Origin of the sequence: Kluyvera genomosp. 2, from assembly GCF_036759865.1 — a bacterium.
GTDB classification, from domain to species: Bacteria; Pseudomonadota; Gammaproteobacteria; order Enterobacterales; family Enterobacteriaceae; genus Kluyvera; species Kluyvera ascorbata_B.
The window spans coordinates 1-21,208 of record NZ_JAPKIA010000027.1; the positions used below are offsets into that span (position 1 = coordinate 1).

The following is a 21,208-nucleotide window of genomic DNA, read 5'->3' on the forward strand; positions in this document are numbered from 1 at the left end:
CGGGCATCGTTAACTTAAGATACAAAAGCTGTCCGGAAATGGCGGGTCAAGATCAAACTTCATCACGAAGCTCTTCAAGCTGTACAGCCGCTTTTTTACGAGCAGTGATAAGACGTTCCAGTTTATATCTGTATTCCCGTTCAGCGTAATCCCGCGCCTCTTCTGTATCGGCGTATGACATGAGGCTTTCACGCTCTTGCGGGATATAGACCAGTGTCATTCTTGTATTGGTCACAGCCCCAAGGTTCATATTCAGAGAAGAACTGTCAACAATCTTGTAGCCTTCAACATGGATTGCACCACTCTTCACCAAGTGACTAAAGTGTTCAGCACCAGCAACATTGATTTTCTTGATTTCAGGGTGACGTAAAGAACCTGCATACTCACCACGCAGAGCAGCTTTAGTACCCTCAGCATTATCTTCATATCGGGTAACGTGGTCACAGGCTTCACGGTGATTGTGAATGGCGAGATTCAGCATCGGTCGATACTTCTGTTCAAGATAAATCTTTGCTTCAGTTGATGTCATACCTGCAAGCTCGTCCTGTACAACCTGCACAGCATTGTTAATTACATCAGCCTCAGACTGTGAACGCTTAAACGCATCTTCATCAACAGCGAAATCAGTATGTGATGGCACATGGATTTTTAGTTTATCTGCATTGCCAGCAGCATAAAGTTCAATCATTCAGCCTCCCATGACTCAACTTCTGTCTGATTTGCCAGTACAAGAGACAGCGTATCAACGATAGCGTTACGTGTGGTGGTTATAGATTTTTTAGCCGCTTGCTGTGCAATGTATGGAGGGATACCAGCTTTACAGAGACTATTATAAATCTCTTGCAGGAGCGCTTCAGGCTCAAGGAAGATTGCGTTTACAGCGGTAGTAAATGGTACACTGTCGAGGTCAAAGTTTGTTGGATTATAAGGAGTCATTTTTCATTCCCCGACAGATGCGTGTGGGTGATATGTCAAGATTGTTTCTTTCAGACGATTGATTTTATCGTCAGCACGAGGATTTAAATGAAGGAAAATCGCTTCATATGTATCCTCAAGTAACTTCTGCACAACCTCGCCATGTGAAGAAATGTCACGCTGGAGTTGTTCAACCATAAGTGCCTTGCTATATGCACGATTCTGAAGGTGAACTGTCAAGCCATGCTGAAGTTTTGCCAGTTCTTTGCTTCGGGCTTCTGCATCACTCTCTCGCTTCTTCTGCAACTCGTGCTGATGAAGTCTTTCCTGCTCCTGTTCCGCAAGGAGCGCTAAAATTTCTTTTACTTCCATTGGTGCCACCTTACTGGAGGAAATGTTTAAACAGGTCACAAAACAAGAATGTGATAATGACAAGAGTACCGTTTGTTAACGGTTCGATTTGAAATTTCATTGGATTGTCTCGATAAAAAGAAGGCTGCACGTTAGCAGCCCAAATATGGAGTTTCTGAGGTGAAAATGTTCTTGTGAAAGCCCCTGCTGGAGAGAACAGGAATCAGTCACACCTGTGTTTTCACAGGATTTTAATCAGGGAACTGAAGGGAACAAGACCTTCACGAGAACATCTTACTACCGGAGGGGTGATGAGGAACTTCTCACCACATAAGAACATTGTTACATATTTATCACATAATGTCAACATATTATTAACATTAAAAGATACGAAATTAACTTTACAGTTTTCATGAGAATCAGCCTTGCCAGTGATTCAATCAATCTGTAATTCTGTATGCATCAACACTTACAATGCGGAACAGAAGACATGAAAACTCAAGCACCGTTTAAATACTTACAGGTAAACGACTCAACAAAGGCATGTGATATAAGCGCCTTAATGACGCATAGCACAGCAGGTGAATACGAGGTGATACAAATCCCCACCTCAACACTAAATCTACTCAGAGATGCTTCTGAGTGGCTTACAGTCGATTTATCAGATGTATTCCTTGTCAGTGATGACTTCCATCTTTCAAGACTCATTGGTGCAGGGAAAGTAAGTGAAGCAGAGCAGAAATCTTTTCTGACCGGATATCTTAAATCCCTTCTCGGAGATACTGACAAACTCAGCAATAACTCTTTGCGCTCAGTTCTCACAAACCTGACCAGCACTCCCCAGAAACCTGAAGTCACCAGAAAGAAGGGGTGGAACAAGCGCGAGTACACATTTACGCCAGAAGAGAAGCGGGATGTATTAAAGCTGATTGTTCAGGCAATCAAAGACGGGAAGCGCCCTGTCTGTAATCGTGATACACCGAAGGAGACTGAATTTAATATCGCCCTCCCTCATCCAAGTGTACGCGCTGAAGCTCACGGGAGAGCACGTGCGGTATACAATCAAGTCTTTGGTGCAGATTTACCAACCCTGAAGGAATGGAATGCTATGAGCTCCCAAGATAAAGAGAATCTGTTAAAAATATCTCAACAGGAAGCCCTGAGCGGAGTTTAAATCGAACCATAACCAACTACATAGGTTACAGTTTAGAGTTGCGTACAGTGCATTACAGGGCGTGTGAAGCTCGCTTGCTTACGCATGAGAACTACAGATAGCAACCCTGATTGAAAAACAACCTCATAGCATTTATTTTGAATGTATTTTTAGCAAAAAATGCTATATTTTGCATGATAGCACAAAATGGTAAAGACAAAGGCTTGACAACGTGGTAAATAATCACTCAAGCCCTTTTAGACTTTACTCTTAACAGTTCTACTGTACGTTGTCTTATCACACTAAAACCTTTTTCTTCTCCGTTCCTTCAAAAGAAATGTTTATCTGATAATTATCTGTACCGTATCTGTTAAGAACTCTGTAAAGAGTTATCTTAAAAATACTCTTATAGAATTCTGTTCGGAGTTCTATCAGCGTGAGATGAGTCCACGTATGAGGGACGAAGAAAGATTTTGATGTGATACTGTTTCTGAACAGAATTTTATATAGACCCCGTATCGGTGTAACTGGTACGGGGTTTTGTGTTTACTACTCTTTATCTAGCTCGTCCTGTACCCAATCAGGGGCAAGGTGCTGAGGTAACGGGAACCGTTCATCATCGCTGAACGTGTATTCTTTGTCGTCTAGCAATCCGATGATATCAGCAAACTTTGAACCGTCTATCACGTATGAAAGCGGGTAGCGGTTCAGCTTGATTCCGTTGTGCAGTGTGATATCACAGGTCTTGTTTGCAGTATCTATCAGTATCTCTTTTATCACACGCTTGATGATAATTTGAGCCTCGATACGGTCTTTCTTCGTCGTAAGGTCAAGATGTCGGATAGTCTCCAGTTGGCTGGACGCTTCCCGCTGGTGGTTATCCGCTATCGACTTCTCAACATCCTTGATTTGCCCGTTAAGCTCTCTGAGACGTTTAGCAGAAGACTCGATATCACCCGATAGCTCAGCCAATTTAAGAAGATTATCTCTGCGTGTAGTTAGCTCAGAGAGTTCAGCCTGAAGTGTTCCAACTACTGAACTACTATCACTCTGTAACGCTAGTCTGTTCGTGTTGTACAGCAAGCCCTGTACTAATGCCCTGTCAGTTTGTAGACGACTGATACCTTTAGCATCACACCGCCCCTCAGCCTTCATCGAACATCTGTAATTACCGTTACGTTTTTCTGTGACTCCAGAGATTATCATGATGTAACCGCATTTAGAGCAGCGCATAACCCCTTTGAAGAGATTTGTCAGCAAAGGCAAATCAGAAGAAGGCTTACGTCCAGAACCCTGCTTAAGCTGCTGTACAGCGTAGAATTGCTCATCTGTGATAATGGCGGGGTAATAGTTCGGAATCTCAGATACTCCCTTCACCACCATAGACTTTGAGGGAACCTTGAAGCCCATCACCGCACGATTACTCAGTAGTTCTGTTACTGATGTCTGTGACCAGCCACCTTTAACAGGTTTGTATTGATTAAGAGTTTGCCATCCCTCTTCGTTCATCCTTGCTGCTATCTTCGCATGTGCAATACCTTCAAGACGTAGCTCAAAGACACGCTGAACAGCTTTCACGTTCTCCGGGATATATTCAAACCGTGTACGGTCTTCAGACACTCTCAGCCACGCGACACAGCGTTTAGACATTATCTGACCCTGAGTAGCCTTTTCACGCTTAGACGCCCATACAGAGCGTAGACGGCTTGATTTCATGGCTGATTCTTCATGCGCTCGTTGCATGATAAGAATGGCTTTTATCATGCTCAAAGGGTCTTTAAGACTATCTTTGGTATACCAGGAGTTGTCTACTAGCGTTACCACCTCTACACCTGCACGAAGAATATTCCTGAGTTGCTCCCCTGCTGCATCAATATCCTGCCGCGACACACGGTCTAATGACTCAACCAGAAGTACAGAACCTTGCTCTATGTACCCTTTTTCAACAGCAGTAAGGAACTCACCGAAGTCACCTGATTTAGCATTTGCACCGGAGTAACCACTAATTCCTAAATCAGTGAAGCGAAGATTCTCGTCTAAATAGTAATCAGGGTTACGCTTTAACCAATCAGTGATATACTTGCTCTGCCTTTTGGCAGAATCACCAACTGACTGACTTTTAGACGAAAAACGGATGTAAGATATTGCCTTTGGCATAGTTGATAGCCGCTATGGGAAGATTAGAAAAGTGTATCATAAGATAGGTCTAATCCTTGATAGCCGCCCGGTGCATTCCGCAGTGGCACATAACGCAGCCGTGATAGAAGCTCAGCGCAAAAAGCCCAAAGTGCCGGTACACGCCGTCGTCACCGCCAGCCAGCCGATGGTGCGCTTTATCGGCAGCGATAACATGGCGCAAAATCTGGCGATGTTTACGCCATGGCTGGAAAAGTTGCCGCAGTGGCAGCAGACCACCACGCCCTACCTGTTCCTGCACACGCCGGATATTGCTCAGGCGCCGGAGCTGATCGATACCCTGTGGAATACGCTTCGCGCCGCCCTCCCCGACCTCGGCGATGCGCCGGCAATTCCACAACAATCTTCTCTTTTCTGACGTTCCTACCTATGATAATGGGTGCCATCTGCCAACAGAAAGGGAGTTTGTATGGTTAGCGCGCTGTATGCCGTCCTGGCGGCATTGTTGCTGATAAAGTTTTCCTTTGATGTCGTTCGTCTGCGTATGCTTTACCGCGTTGCCTACGGCGACGGAGGGTTTAGCGAGCTTCAGAGCGCAATCCGCATTCACGGCAATGCGGTGGAATATATTCCGATTGGCGTTGTTCTGCTGCTGTTTATGGAAATGAACGGTGCCGAAACCTGGATGGTACACCTTTGCGGCCTGCTGCTGCTCGCCGGGCGCCTGATGCACTACTACGGTTTCCATCATCGGCTGTTCCGCTGGCGCCGTTCGGGAATGAGTGCAACCTACATTTCACTGTTGCTAATGGTGCTGGCGAACCTTTGGTATATGCCGTGGGAGTTGGTTTTCTCCCTTCGTTAGCGCACAATACGCCGTTTTTATTTTTCCGGATGTCACCTTATGTCTGACCGCGACACGCTATTTTCTGCCCCGATCGCCCACCTTGGCGACTGGACTTTCGACGAACGGGTAGCCGAAGTCTTCCCGGATATGATCCAACGTTCCGTACCGGGCTACTCAAATATTATCTCCATGATTGGCATGCTGGCCGAGCGCTTCGTACAGCCGGGTTCGCAGGTCTATGACCTGGGATGCTCGCTGGGCGCGGCCACGCTTTCTATTCGTCGCAACATCGCCCACGGCGACTGCCGCATCGTTGCCGTTGATAACTCCCCGGCGATGATCGAACGCTGCCGCCGCCATATCGATGCCTACAAAGCGCCGACGCCGGTCGACGTCATCGAAGGCGATATTCGCGATATCGACATTCAAAATGCCTCCATGGTGGTGCTGAACTTCACCGTTCAGTTCCTCGAGCCCGCAGAACGTCAGACGTTGCTCAATAAAATTTATCAGGGGCTGAATCCGGGCGGCGCGTTGGTGCTGTCGGAAAAATTCAGCTTCGAAGACGCCACCGTCGGCGAACTGCTGTTCAACATGCATCATGACTTTAAACGGGCTAACGGCTACAGCGAGCTGGAAATCAGCCAGAAGCGCAGCATGCTGGAAAACGTCATGTTAACTGACTCCGTTGAAGTGCATAAAGCGCGTCTGCGCCAGGCCGGTTTCGAACACAGCGAGCTGTGGTTCCAGTGCTTTAATTTCGGCTCTCTCGTAGCGCTTAAGGCGGGTAGCCCGGCATGATCGAGTTCGGTAATTTCTATCAGCAAATCGCCAAAAGCCCCCTTTCTCACTGGCTGGAAACGCTGCCCGCACAGATTGGCGCCTGGCAGCGCGATCAGCACGGGCTGTTTAAACAGTGGTCCAACGCGGTCGAGTTCCTGCCGGAAATCCAGCCGTGGAAGCTGGATCTGCTGCACAGCGTCACCGCCGAGAGCGAAACGCCGCTCAGCGAAGGTCAGATCAAACGGATTGACACCTTGATGCGCAACCTGATGCCGTGGCGCAAAGGGCCGTTTTCGCTGTACGGCGTCAATATCGATACCGAATGGCGCTCCGACTGGAAATGGGATCGCGTCCTGCCGCACCTGTCTGATCTGAGCGGTCGAACCATTCTCGACGTGGGCTGTGGCAGCGGTTACCACATGTGGCGGATGATCGGCGCGGGTGCCCATCTGGCGGTTGGCATCGATCCCACCCAGCTGTTCCTGTGCCAGTTTGAAGCCGTGCGTAAACTGCTAGGCAACGATCAGCGTGCGCATCTGCTGCCGCTCGGCATTGAGCAGCTTCCGGCGCTGAAAGCGTTTGATACCGTCTTCTCCATGGGCGTGCTCTACCATCGCCGCTCGCCGCTGGAGCATCTCTGGCAGCTTAAAGATCAGCTGGTGAACGACGGTGAACTGGTGCTGGAAACGCTGGTGGTTGACGGTGATGAAAACACGGTGCTGGTGCCGGGCGACCGCTACGCGCAGATGCGTAACGTTTACTTTATTCCCTCTGCCCCTGCGCTGAAAAACTGGCTGGAAAAATGTGGGTTTGTCGATGTGCGTATCGTCGATATGAACGTCACCTCAACCGAAGAACAGCGTCGTACCGAATGGATGGTCACCGAATCGCTGGCCGATTTCCTCGACCCGAACGATCCGACCAAAACCATCGAAGGCTATCCTGCGCCGCTGCGCGCGGTGTTGATTGCGCGTAAACCGTAATCGTTTTGCCTGACTACAAATCGTAGGCCGGATAAGGCAAAGCCGCCATCCGGTAATCAGCGCGACGCTGACCCTGCCAATAAAATACGATGGCGAAAAAAAGGCCCCTGTTTAATGGGCAGGGGCCTGGTACAAGCAAGCATCATATTGGGCGATATGACGCGCGGTAAAAAACGGTTAACTACTCATGACGCGCGACGATCGCACTCATTGCGGCTACGGCCGCACCGTCGACGGCATAACGTGAATACTCATCAGCGTCAGGATCCGTTGACATTGACAGTCCGGGATTGCGATAACGCATTTCGGAGGGCAACCATTGCCCGGCTGAACTGTGCACTTCTTTGACGCCTGTTTCCAGGAAGAGCGAAAGGTTGCTCGCCCTCACACCTGCACCCGCCATAATGGTTGGAGTACCCTCTCGGGCAATAAGTTCCCGAATTAATGAAATACCTTTTTCGGCCGACGGCTGCTGGCCAGAAGTCAACACCCGGGCAACGCCTAAATCTGTCAATACATCAGCGGCTTGCAAAGGATTGGCACACATATCAAACGCGCGGTGGAACGTCACCGCCAGCGGCCCTGCCGCTACCATAATTTGCCGCATACGCGGCACGTCAACCTGCCCTTCGGGGTTGAGCACGCCAATCACAAAACCGGGGTAGCCCAGCGAGCGAATCTGACGAACGTCTTCCAGCATGGCGGCAAACTCACCGTCGGTGTAGCAAAAATCGCCGCCGCGCGGGCGGATAATGGGATGCACGGGAATCGTCACCCGCTGGCGCGTCGCTCTCAGGACACCGTACGACGGCGTCAGCCCGCCCTCCAGCGGCGCGGCGCACAGTTCAATGCGATCGGCCCCGTTCTGCTGCGCGATCACCGCGCATTCCGTGCTGTAACAGCAGATCTCCAGCAATGCCATGTTTCTCTCCGTTTTTCTCCAGCGTCCGATGATGCCATCGTTACGCGCACCAGACCCCGCGTTAGCTCACATTGTTACACTGCTTGTTCGCTGGCAACGATTTCTTCGAGGGTCCATGGATGAAATTTCACCGTTACGTGGCCATCGGTGATCGCCATAGTGGGGTTTGGCAGGCGTTCGCGTTCGCCTTTCGGCGAGCTGGTTTTGACCGATATTCCCGGCTGGCTCAAACCCTCGTCGGACAGCAGCGCCAGCGCCCGCGCGTTGAGCTGCTCAGGCTCGCCCGGCAGAACAATCTCAATATGCTCCCAGCCTTCGTGCGGGTAGCGCTTTTCACCCGGCCACGGCAGCTCAACCACCGTAAAGCGCCAGTGCACAACGCAAACCGGCTCATCGAGTTTAAACAAGCAGATAGGACGCCCGTTGATGAGGTTTTCCGACAGTAACGTACCGCACTGCTCGAAACCGGCACGCCAGCGCTCGGCGGTGGCGTTTTGATGACAACGCAGGGAAATGTGGTCGGCATTGAGCGGCGCGATATCGAGCCCCAACCGTTGCGAAAGCGCAGTGAACGCCTCGGTAAAGCGCGGAAGGTCCGCGGAAATATCCTGTAGCTGCGCGATAGTCTGCCAGTTTGCCATTTCAGCCCTACTCTTATCTGATGAAAAGGCTAATCTACCCTGTTGTGGGCGCTGAACCAACCGACGAGGCGGACAAGCGGTCAATCCCTGCTCAGGCGGCGTTGGGCCAATGCTGACGGCATCGGGCAAATGCAGTATACTCCCGCCTTAATTTATCCACACCCGGCGCTGCACCCCGCGGGCAGCAGCGTCTAAAACGTAAGGTATTCCGGTGAATATTCAGGCTCTTCTCTCAGAAAAAGTCAGTCAGGCCATGATTGCGGCAGGCGCGCCTGCCGATTGCGAACCGCAGGTTCGTCAGTCAGCAAAAGTACAGTTCGGCGACTATCAGGCCAACGGCGTGATGGCGGTTGCGAAGAAACTGGGCATGGCGCCGCGACAACTGGCAGAGCAGGTACTGTCTCATCTCCAGCTTGATGGCATCGCCAATAAAGTGGAAATCGCCGGGCCGGGCTTTATCAACATTTTCCTCGATCCGGCGTTCCTCGCCGAGCACGTTACGCAGGCGCTGAAAAGCGAACGTCTGGGTATCGCGCAGCCGGAGCCGCAGACGATTGTCGTTGACTACTCCGCGCCAAACGTGGCGAAAGAAATGCACGTGGGCCATCTGCGTTCAACCATTATAGGCGACGCGTCGGTCCGTACCCTGGAGCTGATGGGTCACAAGGTTATCCGCGCCAACCACGTCGGCGACTGGGGCACCCAGTTCGGGATGCTGATTGCCTACCTGGAAAAACAGCAGCAGGAAAACGCCGGTGAAATGGCGCTGGCTGACCTCGAAGGTTTCTATCGTGAAGCCAAAAAGCACTACGATGAAGACGAAGCCTTTGCCGAGCGCGCTCGCAGCTACGTGGTTAAACTGCAGGGCGGCGATGAATACTTCCGTAAAATGTGGCGCCAACTGGTCGACATTACCATGTCCCAGAACCAGCTGACCTACAACCGTCTGAACGTGACCCTGACCCGCGATGACGTCATGGGTGAAAGCCTGTATAACCCCATGCTGCCGGGTATCGTTGCCGATCTGAAGGCCAAAGGGATGGCGGTCGAGAGCGAAGGCGCAACCGTGGTGTTCCTCGACGAATTTAAGAACAAAGAAGGCGAGCCTATGGGCGTCATCATCCAGAAAAAGGATGGCGGCTACCTGTACACCACCACCGATATTGCCTGTGCGAAATACCGTTATGAAACGCTGCACGCCGATCGCGTGCTGTACTACATCGACTCCCGTCAGCACCAGCACCTGATGCAGGCATGGACTATCGTGCGTAAAGCAGGCTACGTGCCAGACAGCGTTCCGCTGGAACACCACATGTTCGGCATGATGCTGGGTAAAGATGGCAAGCCGTTCAAAACCCGCGCCGGCGGTACCGTGAAGCTGGCAGATCTGCTGGACGAAGCGCTGGAGCGCGCGCGTCGCCTGGTGGCGGAGAAGAATCCGGATATGCCGGCAGACGAGCTGGAAAAACTGGCCAATGCCGTCGGCATCGGTGCGGTAAAATACGCCGATCTGTCCAAAAACCGCACCACCGACTACGTGTTCGACTGGGACAACATGCTGGCCTTTGAAGGCAACACCGCGCCGTATATGCAGTATGCCTATACCCGCGTACTGTCTGTGTTCCGTAAGGCCGAGCTGGAAGAAAGCGCCATCGTTAACGCCGCCGTGAACATTACCGAAGAACGTGAAGCGCAGCTGGCCGCGCGCCTGCTGCAGTTCGAAGAAACGCTGAATGTGGTTGCTCGCGACGGTACGCCGCACGTCATGTGCGCATACCTGTACGATCTGGCGGGTCTGTTCTCTGGCTTCTACGAACATTGCCCGATCCTCTCAGCCGAGAGCGAAGCGGTGCGCAACAGCCGCCTGAAGTTAGCGCTGCTGACGGCGAAAACCCTGAAGCTGGGCCTCGATACCCTGGGGATCGAAACCGTCGAACGTATGTAATTCCCGTTCCCCAAAAAGCCCGCGCCGTGTCGCGGGCTTTTTTATTTTCCCCCTCCCCGCCGCGTTTGTTACAAAACACAAGAAATGACACATTTTCCCGGAGGGATGGAACACTTTTTGTCTGTCATGACGCAGGCCGCTCCGTATGATTAGGCGGCTTAAACACCGGGTACTGTCATGACATTTAGAGACTATGAAGCGGAGCGAAAGCTCTTCCTGCGTCGCGCGCTGGTGGCCTTTGGCCTGGTGATCGTCTGCTTTTGCATTCTTATCTTCAACCTTTATCATTTGCAGGTTGATGAGCACGATTACTACACCACGCGATCCGACGCCAACGATATAAAAATGCTGCCTGTCGCCCCCACGCGCGGCATCATCTACGATCGCAACGGTATTCCGCTGGTCAAAAACGTGACCTGGTACGATATTTCCGTCACGCCTTATAAAATCAGCGATATGGACGCGCTGTTGCGCCAGCTAACGCCCATCGTCGACCTTACTGCCGACGATATCGACCAGTTCCGTAAAGCCCTCAAATCAAGCAGCCGCTACCGCCCGGTGGTGCTGAAAAATGCGCTGACCGATATCGAAATCGCACGCTTCTCCGTTAACCAGTTTCGCTTCAGCGGCGTCACCGTCAACAGCTATGAGGACCGACAATATCCCTACGGTGCCGCGCTGGCCCACGTGCTTGGCTACGTATCAAAAATTAACGACAGCGATCTCAAAGCGCTCGATAAACAGGGTATCGCAGAAAACTATGCCGCCGACCACAACATCGGTAAACAGGGGATTGAACGCTACTACGAAAGCGAACTGCACGGTAAGACCGGCTATCAGGAAGTGGAAGTTGATAACCACGGGCGTATCGTTCGTCTGCTAAAAGACGTGCCGCCAGTGGCCGGAAAAGATATTCATCTGACGCTGGATCTGCACCTGCAGGAGTACATTGAGAGCCTGCTGGTCGGCCAGCGCGCGGCGGTATTGGTGGAAGATCCGCACGACGGCTCGGTGCTGGCGATGGTGTCCAACCCGAGCTACGACCCGAATCCCTTCGTCAAAGGTATTAGCTACCAGGATTACAATGCGCTGTTACAGGATAAAAACCTGCCGCTGATTAACCGCGTCACTCAGGGGCTGTATCCGCCAGCCTCCACCGTGAAACCCTATATGGCGATGTCGGCGCTGCTCGATGGCGTCATTACGCCGCAAACCCACTTCTTCGGCGCGCCGACATGGACGCTGCCCGGCACGCAGCGCCACTACCGCGACTGGAAAAAAACCGGTCACGGCATGCTCGACGTCACCAAAGCCATCGAAGAGTCCGCCGACACCTTCTTCTACCAGGTCGCCTATATGATGGGCATTGACCGGATTCATAGCATGCTGAGCCAGTTCGGCTACGGTAAACCAACCGGCATTGACCTTGATGAAGAGTACACCGGTCTGCTGCCCAGCCGCGACTGGAAAGAGCGGGTGCACAAAAAAACCTGGTATCAGGGTGATACCATCTCAGTGGGTATCGGCCAGGGTTACTGGATTGCGACACCGATTCAGATGGTGAAGGCGATGGTGGCGCTGCTGAACAACGGCCGCGTGATCCCTCCGCACCTGTTAAAGGATGAGGCGTCTGGCAAAACGCTGATTCCCTACCAGCAGCCGAAAAATGAAACGCAGATTGCCAGCGCCGCCTCTCCGTACTGGAGCCTGGTGCGTCAGGCTATGTTCGGCATGGCCAATGCGCCCAACGGTACCGGCTACAAGTTCTTCCATACCGCACCGTACGGCATTGCGGCAAAAAGCGGCACCTCGCAGGTGTTCAGCCTCAAAGAAAATCAGACCTACAATGCGAAGATGATCCCGACCCGCCTGCGCGATCATATTTTTTATACCGCCTTTGCGCCGTATAAAAATCCGCAGGTTGCCGTTGCGCTGGTGCTGGAGAATGGGGGGAGCGATGGCGTGGTCGCAGCACCGGTCATGCGTCAGATACTCGACCATCTGTTTGCCCCCCAGGACAGTCAGCCGCAGCCGCCGTCCCAGGGGTAAGAGGGAAAATCGTCGGGTGTCTTAGCGCCCGGCTGAGACCGCTTCAACCACAACCGGCGCGTCGTCTTTTTTGAACAGTGGACTGTTGCCCCAGCACTCTTCATAGCGGTGACCAACCAGATCTTCCACCACCGCTCGCACGTCCGGCGCAATGTCTTCCAGCTTGCCGCCGGCCTTGATTCGCGCCACTTCCTGCAGCACGATGAGATGGGTTTTGCGATCCAGCTTCATCTGCTTACTGAAGACCACCGCCGCCAGCGCCAGCAGCGCAACGCCACCGCAGAAGACCACCGCAATGGCGTTCACTGCGCTTTCCGGCTGTACATGCGCTTTCGACTGGAAGCCGTAGTAGCTAAGAACAGCGCCCATCACAAAGACAATAACGGAGCGTAAGATTTTACCGGAGAAGGTCATCGCCCCCGCATAGATCCCTTCACGGCGACGACCGGTGTAGATTTCATCAACGTCCGCGAGGAAGGTATAAACCGTCCACGGAATGTAATACACGCCGCCGGTCCCCAGCCCAAAGATGATTGTGATGCCGAACATCAGAATCGTCGCCAGGTGCGCAGGCAGATGGAAGAACCACAGGGAGGTGTACAGCAGCACCGCGAAAATAACGATACTCAGCGCCATAATGTACGGCTTACTGAAGCCTTTTTTCACGCACAGGCCGATAAACAGCGCCGTGGAAATCAGCTGCAGGATGGAGTTCAGGCTATTCAGCCCCGCGACCATTGCCGGATCGTGCTGGAGAACAAAAATGACGAAGTAGGTAAAGATAGAGGCGAACAGCCACTCGGCGCCAAAGCCACACAGGTACATCCCCAGGTGCTTACGGAATACGCGCAGATAGAACGTCGAACGCATATCTTTGGCCAGCGACAGCAGCGTGTTGAGCAATCCGCTTTTCACCTGTTCCTGCGGCTCTTCTTCACGCGGGCGCTCCCAGCTGTTGTACCACAGGCAGGCTACAGCGGCGATCAGAATAGCACCGTAGGTCAGGCCGGTCAGAAAGAACGGCGTCGCCGACTCTTTGCCGTACAGCAGGATAAACTGCCCAGGAATAAACGCCGCCAGGAAGTTTGCCAGTTTACCAAAAATCGCTTTGTAACCGGTGAGCCTGGAGCGCAGTGCGAAATCGTCGGTCATTTCGGTCGCCAATGTTTCGTAAGGCACCATGACTGAGGTATAAATGATCTCGAACATCACGTAGGTACCCAGGTAGTACCAGAAGCCCAGCCCTTCCACCCACAGCAGCGGGTAGAACATCATCAGTGGAATGCCGATCAGCAGGAAGAAGCGGCGGCGGCCGAAGCGTTTGCCAAGGCGGGTTTTACCGAAGTTATCGGTGAGGTAACCCATCAATGGGTTACTGATCGCGTCAATGACGCTGGCAACGGAAAAAATAAACGCAGCCTCGATTAACGTCAGGCCGCAGAAGGTGGTGTAGAAGTAAAGAAGCCACGCACCGCTGATTGCCAGCGCGCCGCTGCCCAAGAGGTTTCCGCCTCCGTATGCCAGTTGATGGCGCAGATTGACAGGTCTTCCCTGCAGCCCGTGGGGGGCTGAAGCCGCATTTCTTGCCATAAAAATAAACCTCATGTTTTATAATTTTGAAACACTGTTTTTATATTCTTATCATGAGGTTTGAAATGTGAGCAAAATCACTATTGTCATTACGGCTAATACGCATCATGCAGGAATGCGATCCACTTAAAATTTTTTTATAACCAAAACTGAAAATTTCAAAAAAAAATTGATGGTTCAGATAATAAAAAACCCGACAGCGGTTGCTGCCGGGTTGGCGGGAAGTATGAGAACTTAGAAGAACTTACGCAGATATTCCGTCAGGCACAGTATCGCCATCGCCTGCCCGTACGGCATGGAGGTCAACGGAATTTCACGGTAGAAATCGAGGTTTGACCCCATGCCGGTACCAAAGGAAGTTTGCAGCAGCTCACCTTCCGGGGAAACGTGCTTCACGATGCCTTTCATCGCTTTTTCCGCGACTTCGGCATACTCCTGGCCCACGTAGCGCTTACGCACCGCCTTCAGAATGCCGTAGGCAAAGCCTGCGGTGGCCGACGCTTCCAGGTAGGAATGAGGATCGTCGAGCAGCGTGTGCCACAGACCGCTTTCGTGCTGGCATTTCGCCAGCGCGGCAATCTGCGCGTTCAGCACCTGCACCAGATAACGCCGCGTCGCATTGTTCTCCGGCAGATCCACCAGCTCCAGGAAGTCAGGGATCACGATGGTCAGCCAGCTGTTGCCGCGGGCCCAGCGGGCGTGAGCAAAATTATGGTGGCCGTCATAGTTCCAGCCGTGGAACCACAGACCGGTCTCGCGATCCATCAGATTCTGCACGTGCAGCAGGAACTGATACACCGCTTCTTCGACGTACTCAGGGCGATTCAGCAGCTTGCCGATTTTCGCCAACGGCAGCACGGTCATCATCAACGTATCGTCCCACATCTGCTGATGGTTTTCTTCCGCCAGCGTGATGTGCTGCATGCCGCCGTAGTCGGTGCGCGGCATCTCGTGCATTGCCCACTCAGCCCAGCTGTCCAGCCAGGGTAAATAGGCCGGGTTACCGGTCTCTTCGTAGCGATAGGCCAGCGTCAGGAACGGCGCCATGGTATTCACGTTCTTGGTGGTCGCGCCTTCCGCAAAGCGATCGGCGAACCAGCTATCGATGATGTCGCGCATCGCGACATCACCGGTCTGCTGGTAGTACTGATAGATACCGTACAGCCCTACGCCGTGCGTCCATTCCCAGCCTGCCCATCCTTTGGTATCGATCACGCGACCATCGTCAAGACGCAGCAGAAATTGACCAGTCTCATCCTTGATATTCACCAGATTGTTCGTCACCGTCTGAATCAAGGCTTTCAGCTCTTCCCGGGAGATAAAATGCTCCGGTTGACGTAATAATGGGCTATGTTTGACGGGCCAAACTTTCATATTCTTAACCTCTGTTGTAAGTCGAATTCAATGTTGCAGCCTGCTTCAGCGAAGGTGCCGCAGGTTTATTACGATTCAGGTAACCAATGTTGTTGTTGCCCCACAGGGATTCGTACGGCATTCCCGCCAGCATTTCGACGGTGGCGCGCGCCTGTGGCGTGACGGTTTCCGGTACCACGTGGCCGGACTGGCGCATTTTTGCGGTTTCTTCACGCAGCACGCTGTGGGTTTTCAGGTTCAGCTTAAAGCGCAGTGAGACCAGGAAGCCCAATGCCAGTACCACGATGGTGCCCATACTGAGGATCATCAGGATGGTATGGCTCACTTCCGGCGGCTGGGTTTTCTGCCCGGAGACGAAGCCGGACATCTGCATGATGATGCCCACCAGCATGACCGCCCCCGCCTGAGAGGCTTTACGCGTCAGGGTCATGATGCCGGCGAAGATACCCTCGCGGCGCTGGCCGGTGATCACTTCATCAACGTCAGAGATATAGGTGTAGGTGTTCCACGGCACATAGTTGATGCCGCCGCGTCCCAGACCGGCAATCGCGGAAATCAGCAACAGTAATGCATAGATATCACTCATACCCGCATAGTACAGCGCAGCATACGAGAACGACCCCAGACCAAACAGCACCACCACCATGCGATAGGACGGTGCCGGCCCGAAGCGGATGCACAGCGGAATCATGGCGATGACGGCAATGAACTGGAAGATAGCCATGGTGCCGAGCAGGTTGGAGGCGACGGACGCTTCCTGCATCAGTACGAACACCACGTAGTAGGTAAAGACGGCGTTAAACACATCCTGCGCGATATAGCCGCCGAGGTACATTCCCAGGTGCTGGCGGAAAATCTTGATGCGCAGCGTTGAGCTCAGTTCGACAAACAGGCGATTCATGCTCTGCGCAAACGTCAGGTGTTTTTTCTCCTCTTCCGCCTTCAGCGCCGCCACAGTCCACTCTTCACGCGGGCGCTCCCAGGTAAAGAACCAGACAAAGGTCAGCATGATGGCGCACAGCACCGAGAACACCAGGCTGGCATAGAAGAAGGAAATGGCGTTGTCTTTACCGAAGTGGGTCAGCAGAATGCCCGGCAGGAAGGAAGCCAGAATCGCCGACATCTGCGCCATACCGATACGCGCGCCGGAGAATTTGGTTTTCTGTTTGAAGTCGTCGGTCATTTCCGGGACCAGCGTTTCATACGGCACCAGAATCATGGTGTAGACCACGTCAAAGATCAGATAGGTGACGAGGTAATACCAGAAGCTCATCTCCCCTATCCACATGAAGGAATAGCTGAACACGCAGGGAATGCCGAGCAGAATAAAGAATTTGCGCCGACCAAAGCGTTTACCAAACCAGGTGGAGCCGAAGTTATCGGTCAGGAAGCCCATCAGCGGGCTGACCACCGCATCCAGTACGCGAGCGGTGGCGAAGATAAAAGTGGCTTCAATGGGGGTTAAGCCGCAAAACGTGGTGTAGAAATACAGCAGCCAGGCGGCGGTCAGCGCGGTGGTACCGGCGCCGAGAAAATCTCCCGATCCGTAGGCAAAATAGTTAACGAGTCCTATTTTTCGTGTTCTGTTCATTGACGTTATCCTGTGCCTTTTATTATGGAACTCCTTCAGCCTGCCAGAGCTGATAACAAAGGAGTACTGACACGGCTACAGTAAAAGTATGCGTTAAGGGATACCTTCCTATTTCTGCCAGCGCGAACGCCTGATTGGCAAAAATGCAAAGAGTCGTGGCATATGCATCACTGATTTATAAAACAACGTTTCTTTACAATCAAAAGTGAGGGTCAGAAATGCGAGGTCGCCACCAGAATCCGGTGGCGAAAAGAGGAATGTAGGGCTTTCAGCGGTAGTTAACGATAATTTGTATGCTTTGTACCCGTAACGCCGGAATTAATCTCCCACCGCCCGGCACTTCCCAGATAAACCGAAACGGCTCTGCCGCCGAAACCTGGCTAAAAGCCAGCGTGCTGCCGCTCTGCCCATCCAGCTCCGTACAGCGCGAAAGCGAGCACAGCCGGACCCGCAGCCCGGCCGGTACGGGGCCGTTCAGCGCATAGCGCCAGACCACCCGCGTGGTCATGCCCTGCACCGACTGCGAGGCGGTCAGCGGCCGCGACGATACGGCAACTCCGCGGTGATTCAGGGTGATGCCAATATTGCTGTCCTGCCAGGCCCCCTCGCCCGCCGCCTGCGCCAGGCCAGGCAGAACGAACAGCAACGCAAACCACCGACGCATTATTTACCTCCAATGGTCGCCGTCATGCGAATGTTGCGGTTATCGGACAGCTCCATGTTTGACAACACCACCAGCTGTGGCAGGCTGCGACGCAGGAAGCGCGACAGCAGAGGACGCAGCGCGTGGTTCACCAGCAGCACCGGCGGCGCGCCGAGCATTTCCTGACGCGCCAGAGCCTCCTGCGCCTGCGCCAGCAGACGGTCAGCCAGGCCCGGTTCCAGGCCTCCGCCGCCCTGTAGGGCTTGCAGCAGCAGTCGCTCCAGCGGCGTATCCAGCCCGATAACCTGCACCTCGTCGTTACCCGGGAACCAGCGTTGGGTGATCGCCCGGCCGAGGGCCACGCGCACCACCGACGTCAGCTCGCCCGCATCGGTCTGGATCGGCGCATGTTCAGCCAGCGTTTCCAGAATGGTACGCATATCGCGAATCGGTACTTTTTCATCCAGCAGATTTTGCAGCACTTTATGCAAGGTGGTCAGCGTCACCACCCCCGGCACCAGATCTTCAGTCAGCTTCGGCATCTCCTGGGTTACGCGCTCCAGCAACTGCTGCGCTTCCTGACGACCAAACAGTTCCGAAGCGTGCAGGCTAATCAGATGATTCAGGTGCGTCGCCACCACGGTACTGGCTTCCACCACCGTGAAGCCCTGAATCTGCGCCTGCTCTTTCAGCGCGCTTTCAATCCAGATAGCCGCCAGGCCAAACGCCGGATCGGTGGTGACTTCACCGGGCAGTGAACCCGCTGCGGTACCGGGATTGATCGCCAGCCAACGGCCAGGGTAGGCCTCGCCGCTGCCAATCTCGACCCCTTTGAGTAAAATACGGTACAGCGCCGGCGACAGGTCCATATTGTCGCGAATATGCACCACTGGCGGCAGGAAGCCCATTTCTTGCGCAAATTTCTTCCGAATACTGCGGATGCGCCCGAGCAGTTCACCATCCTGCTGGAAATCAACCATCGGAATCAGCCGGTAGCCCACTTCCATGCCCAGCGTATCTTCCAGCTGCACATCGCTCCAGGTGGCCTCTACCGCCTGCGACGTATTTTCCGGCGCTTTCACCGGCTGCGGCTGATCCGGAGCCTTTATCTCACGCCCACGGATCCACCACGCCAGCCCCAGCAGCGCGGCGGTAAACAGCAGGAACACCAGGTTCGGCATACCCGGGACCAGGCCCAGCAGGCCGAGCACCCCGGCGCTCAACAGCATGACGCGCGGGTTGCTAAACAGCTGGCCGACCATCTGTTCGCCAACGTCCTGCTCGGTACTTACGCGGGTCACAATGACGCCCGCCGCGGTCGAGATCACCAGCGCCGGAATCTGCGCCACCAGGCCGTCACCAATGGTCAGCAGGGTGTAAGATTCCGCCGCTTTGCCCAGATCCAGACCGTGCTGTAACACCCCTACCAGCAGTCCGCCGATGACGTTGATCACCATAATCAGAATCCCGGCGATGGCATCGCCGCGCACAAACTTACTGGCACCGTCCATCGAACCGTAGAAGTCCGCTTCCTGGGTCACCTCTGAACGGCGCTTTTTCGCTTCCTCTTCGCCGATGATCCCGGCGTTGAGATCGGCGTCGATCGCCATCTGCTTACCCGGCATCCCGTCCAGCACAAAGCGCGCACCCACTTCGGCAATACGCCCGGCACCTTTGGTGATAACCATAAAGTTGATGATAACGAGGATGATAAACACCACGATGCCGATAGCGAAGTTACCGCCGACGAGGAAGTGGCCAAACGCTTCAACCACCTTCCCCGCCGCCGCCGCGCCGGTGTGTCCGTCCATCAAAATAATACGCGTCGAGGCCACGTTCAGCGCCAGACGCAGCAGCGTGGTAAACAGCAGAATGGTCGGGAAGGCGGCAAACTCCAGCGTGCGCTGGGTGAACATGGCCACCAGCAGCACCATAATGGACAGCGCAATGTTAAAGGTAAACAGCAGGTCGAGGACGAACGCCGGCAGCGGCAGTACCATCATCGACAAAATCAGCAGGATCAGCACCGGCCCGGCAAGCACCTGCCACTGGGTGGATTTCAGGTTGCTGGGGAGGCGCAGCATTGCGACAAGATTAGCCATCAGAGTCCTTCTCGTTCAAAAAATCCAGTGCCTCAGGCACCGCTATGTTATCCGGTTTTTTCGGCGCGGCACCGCCCGCCAGTCGCCAGCGCTTAAGCTGCCAGCCCCACGCCAGCACCTCTGCCACCGCGGCGTACAGCTGGCCGGGGATCTGCTGACCGATATCGGCATGGCGATACAGCGCGCGCGCCAGCGGCGGCGCTTCCAGCATCGGAATGCGGTTCTCCTCGCCAATTTCACGAATGCGCAGCGCCACCAGCCCCGCACCTTTCGCCACGACTTTCGGCGCGCTCATTTTGTTTTCGTCGTACTGCAGGGCGACGGAATAGTGTGTCGGGTTATTGACGATCACGTCAGCCTTCGGTACGTCGGCCATCATCCGACGGCGTGCCGCCGCACGCTGCATCTGGCGAATACGCCCTTTAACGTGCGGGTCGCCTTCACTCTGCTTAAATTCATCGCGAATATCCTGCCGCGACATACGCAGCTTTTTCAGATGGCTGTGGATCTGCCAGAAAACGTCGAAGCCGACCATCGGGATGATGCCCATCGCCACCAGTAGCGCGCACAGGCCTACCATATTCAGGGCGTTACCTATTGCCGACAGCGGTGATTCGCTGACCAGACGCATCATCTGCGGCCAGTGCATCCACAGGAAAAAGCCCGCCACGGTCCCCATCAGCACCGCTTTCATAATCGCCTTACTCAGCTCCGCCGCCGTCTGCGCCGAAAACATGCGCTTAATGCCGGGCAGCGGGTTGAGCTTATCGAGCTTGAAGGCCAGCGATTTGGTGCTGAACACCAGGCCGCCGAGCATCATTGGCGCAACCAGCGCCACCGTCACCACCCCGACAATCAGCGGAAGCAGCGCCAGCATGGCTTCTTTGAGCAGCAGGATAATCTGGCCGAGGATCAGGTTGGGGTCATTGACGATGCTGTGATCAAAGCGCAGCCCGCCCGAAAGCAGGTTCGCCAGCCGTCGAGCCAGCGACTCGCCGCCCAGCCAGAGCACACAAACGCCCACCAGCAGCATCAGCAGCGACGTCAGCTCGAGGGAACGCGGGATCTGCCCCTCCTCACGCGCCTTTTCAAGCCGTTGGGGTGTGGGGTCTTCTGTTTTGTCGTCGTCGTCGCTTTCTTCTGCCACGGCATCACTCTCGAAAATACGGTCGCGAGTATTATC

Annotated in this window: 18 protein-coding genes and 1 pseudogene; 7 read left to right on the forward strand and 12 right to left on the reverse strand. The window is 53.9% G+C overall.

The window, feature by feature from the left end; all coding sequences use genetic code 11:
• Nucleotides 1-52: 52 nt before the first annotated feature.
• From V6942_RS22200 to V6942_RS22210, 3 genes are read right to left on the reverse strand one after another with little or no spacing between them, the layout of a single operon-like run.
• Nucleotides 53-688 (reverse strand): hypothetical protein, encoded by a 636-nt coding sequence (locus tag V6942_RS22200; RefSeq protein ID WP_333501812.1) that lies wholly within the window; start codon nucleotides 686-688, stop codon nucleotides 53-55.
• A complete protein-coding gene (locus V6942_RS22205; protein WP_333501813.1) occupies nucleotides 685-936 on the reverse strand; it encodes a hypothetical protein in 252 nt (83 codons plus the stop codon). The genes V6942_RS22200 and V6942_RS22205 overlap by 4 nt, the downstream gene beginning before the upstream one ends.
• Before the next feature lie 3 nt (nucleotides 937-939).
• Nucleotides 940-1,287, reverse strand: coding sequence for a hypothetical protein (locus tag V6942_RS22210; RefSeq protein WP_333501814.1), 348 nt, complete (start codon nucleotides 1,285-1,287; stop codon nucleotides 940-942).
• Nucleotides 1,288-1,756: 469 nt separating this feature from the next.
• On the opposite strand from V6942_RS22210, the gene V6942_RS22215 reads away from it, so the two are divergent.
• Nucleotides 1,757-2,440 carry a hypothetical protein gene (locus V6942_RS22215; RefSeq protein WP_333501815.1) on the forward strand — a complete coding sequence of 228 codons (684 nt, stop codon included), beginning with the start codon at nucleotides 1,757-1,759 and terminating at the stop codon, nucleotides 2,438-2,440.
• Between the two features lie 528 nt (nucleotides 2,441-2,968).
• Here V6942_RS22215 and V6942_RS22220 read toward each other — a convergent pair.
• Complete coding sequence (locus V6942_RS22220; RefSeq protein WP_333501816.1) at nucleotides 2,969-4,576, reverse strand: recombinase family protein; 1,608 nt, start codon at nucleotides 4,574-4,576, stop codon at nucleotides 2,969-2,971.
• Nucleotides 4,577-4,625: 49 nt separating this feature from the next.
• Here V6942_RS22220 and V6942_RS22225 point away from each other — a divergent pair.
• The 4 genes and pseudogenes from V6942_RS22225 to cmoB all read left to right on the forward strand — a co-directional run.
• A pseudogene (locus tag V6942_RS22225) lies at nucleotides 4,626-4,973 on the forward strand (DUF72 domain-containing protein); the annotation flags it as partial.
• 51 nt (nucleotides 4,974-5,024) lie between these two features.
• The gene (locus tag V6942_RS22230; RefSeq protein ID WP_061279103.1) at nucleotides 5,025-5,420 is read left to right on the forward strand and encodes an MAPEG family protein; all 396 of its coding nucleotides are present in this window, start codon (nucleotides 5,025-5,027) and stop codon (nucleotides 5,418-5,420) included.
• 39 nt (nucleotides 5,421-5,459) lie between these two features.
• Complete coding sequence (gene cmoA / locus V6942_RS22235) at nucleotides 5,460-6,203, forward strand: carboxy-S-adenosyl-L-methionine synthase CmoA (RefSeq protein WP_106927793.1); 744 nt, start codon at nucleotides 5,460-5,462, stop codon at nucleotides 6,201-6,203.
• Entirely contained in the window at nucleotides 6,200-7,168 is a 969-nt protein-coding gene (gene cmoB / locus V6942_RS22240; protein ID WP_182930416.1) for a tRNA 5-methoxyuridine(34)/uridine 5-oxyacetic acid(34) synthase CmoB, read from the forward strand. Before cmoA ends, cmoB begins: the two co-directional genes overlap by 4 nt.
• A 181-nt stretch (nucleotides 7,169-7,349) precedes the next feature.
• On the opposite strand, the gene cutC is transcribed toward cmoB, so the two are convergent.
• Both cutC and V6942_RS22250 read right to left on the reverse strand, forming a co-directional pair.
• Nucleotides 7,350-8,090, reverse strand: a complete 741-nt coding sequence (gene cutC / locus V6942_RS22245) for a copper homeostasis protein CutC (RefSeq protein ID WP_333501817.1) — start codon at nucleotides 8,088-8,090, stop codon at nucleotides 7,350-7,352.
• A 74-nt stretch (nucleotides 8,091-8,164) separates the two neighbouring features.
• A complete protein-coding gene (locus V6942_RS22250; RefSeq protein WP_333501818.1) occupies nucleotides 8,165-8,731 on the reverse strand; it encodes a VOC family protein in 567 nt (188 codons plus the stop codon).
• Nucleotides 8,732-8,942: 211 nt separating this feature from the next.
• On the opposite strand from V6942_RS22250, the gene argS reads away from it, so the two are divergent.
• On the forward strand, nucleotides 8,943-10,676 hold the full coding sequence (gene argS, locus V6942_RS22255) for an arginine--tRNA ligase (RefSeq protein WP_106927801.1): 1,734 nt from the start codon (nucleotides 8,943-8,945) through the stop codon (nucleotides 10,674-10,676).
• Between the two features lie 177 nt (nucleotides 10,677-10,853).
• Nucleotides 10,854-12,725: a penicillin-binding protein 2 gene (gene mrdA / locus V6942_RS22260; protein ID WP_106927803.1), complete on the forward strand. Its 1,872-nt coding sequence runs from the start codon at nucleotides 10,854-10,856 to the stop codon at nucleotides 12,723-12,725.
• 21 nt (nucleotides 12,726-12,746) lie between these two features.
• Here the strand turns inward: mrdA and V6942_RS22265 are convergent, their stop codons facing one another.
• The 6 genes from V6942_RS22265 to flhB all read right to left on the reverse strand — a co-directional run bounded on the left by V6942_RS22265 (nucleotide 12,747) and on the right by flhB (nucleotide 21,172).
• On the reverse strand, nucleotides 12,747-14,315 hold the full coding sequence (locus V6942_RS22265; RefSeq protein WP_333501819.1) for an MFS transporter: 1,569 nt from the start codon (nucleotides 14,313-14,315) through the stop codon (nucleotides 12,747-12,749).
• A 234-nt stretch (nucleotides 14,316-14,549) separates the two neighbouring features.
• On the reverse strand, nucleotides 14,550-15,689 hold the full coding sequence (locus V6942_RS22270) for a glycoside hydrolase family 88/105 protein (RefSeq protein WP_106927807.1): 1,140 nt from the start codon (nucleotides 15,687-15,689) through the stop codon (nucleotides 14,550-14,552).
• 4 nt (nucleotides 15,690-15,693) lie between these two features.
• Entirely contained in the window at nucleotides 15,694-17,280 is a 1,587-nt protein-coding gene (locus V6942_RS22275; protein ID WP_106927809.1) for an MFS transporter, read from the reverse strand.
• Nucleotides 17,281-17,548: 268 nt separating this feature from the next.
• A complete protein-coding gene (gene flhE, locus V6942_RS22280; protein WP_182967653.1) occupies nucleotides 17,549-17,944 on the reverse strand; it encodes a flagellar protein FlhE in 396 nt (131 codons plus the stop codon).
• Complete coding sequence (gene flhA, locus V6942_RS22285; RefSeq protein ID WP_106927813.1) at nucleotides 17,944-20,025, reverse strand: flagellar biosynthesis protein FlhA; 2,082 nt, start codon at nucleotides 20,023-20,025, stop codon at nucleotides 17,944-17,946. Before flhA ends, flhE begins: the two co-directional genes overlap by 1 nt.
• Complete coding sequence (gene flhB, locus V6942_RS22290) at nucleotides 20,018-21,172, reverse strand: flagellar biosynthesis protein FlhB (protein WP_333501820.1); 1,155 nt, start codon at nucleotides 21,170-21,172, stop codon at nucleotides 20,018-20,020. Before flhB ends, flhA begins: the two co-directional genes overlap by 8 nt.
• Between the last annotated feature and the right edge of the window lie 36 nt (nucleotides 21,173-21,208).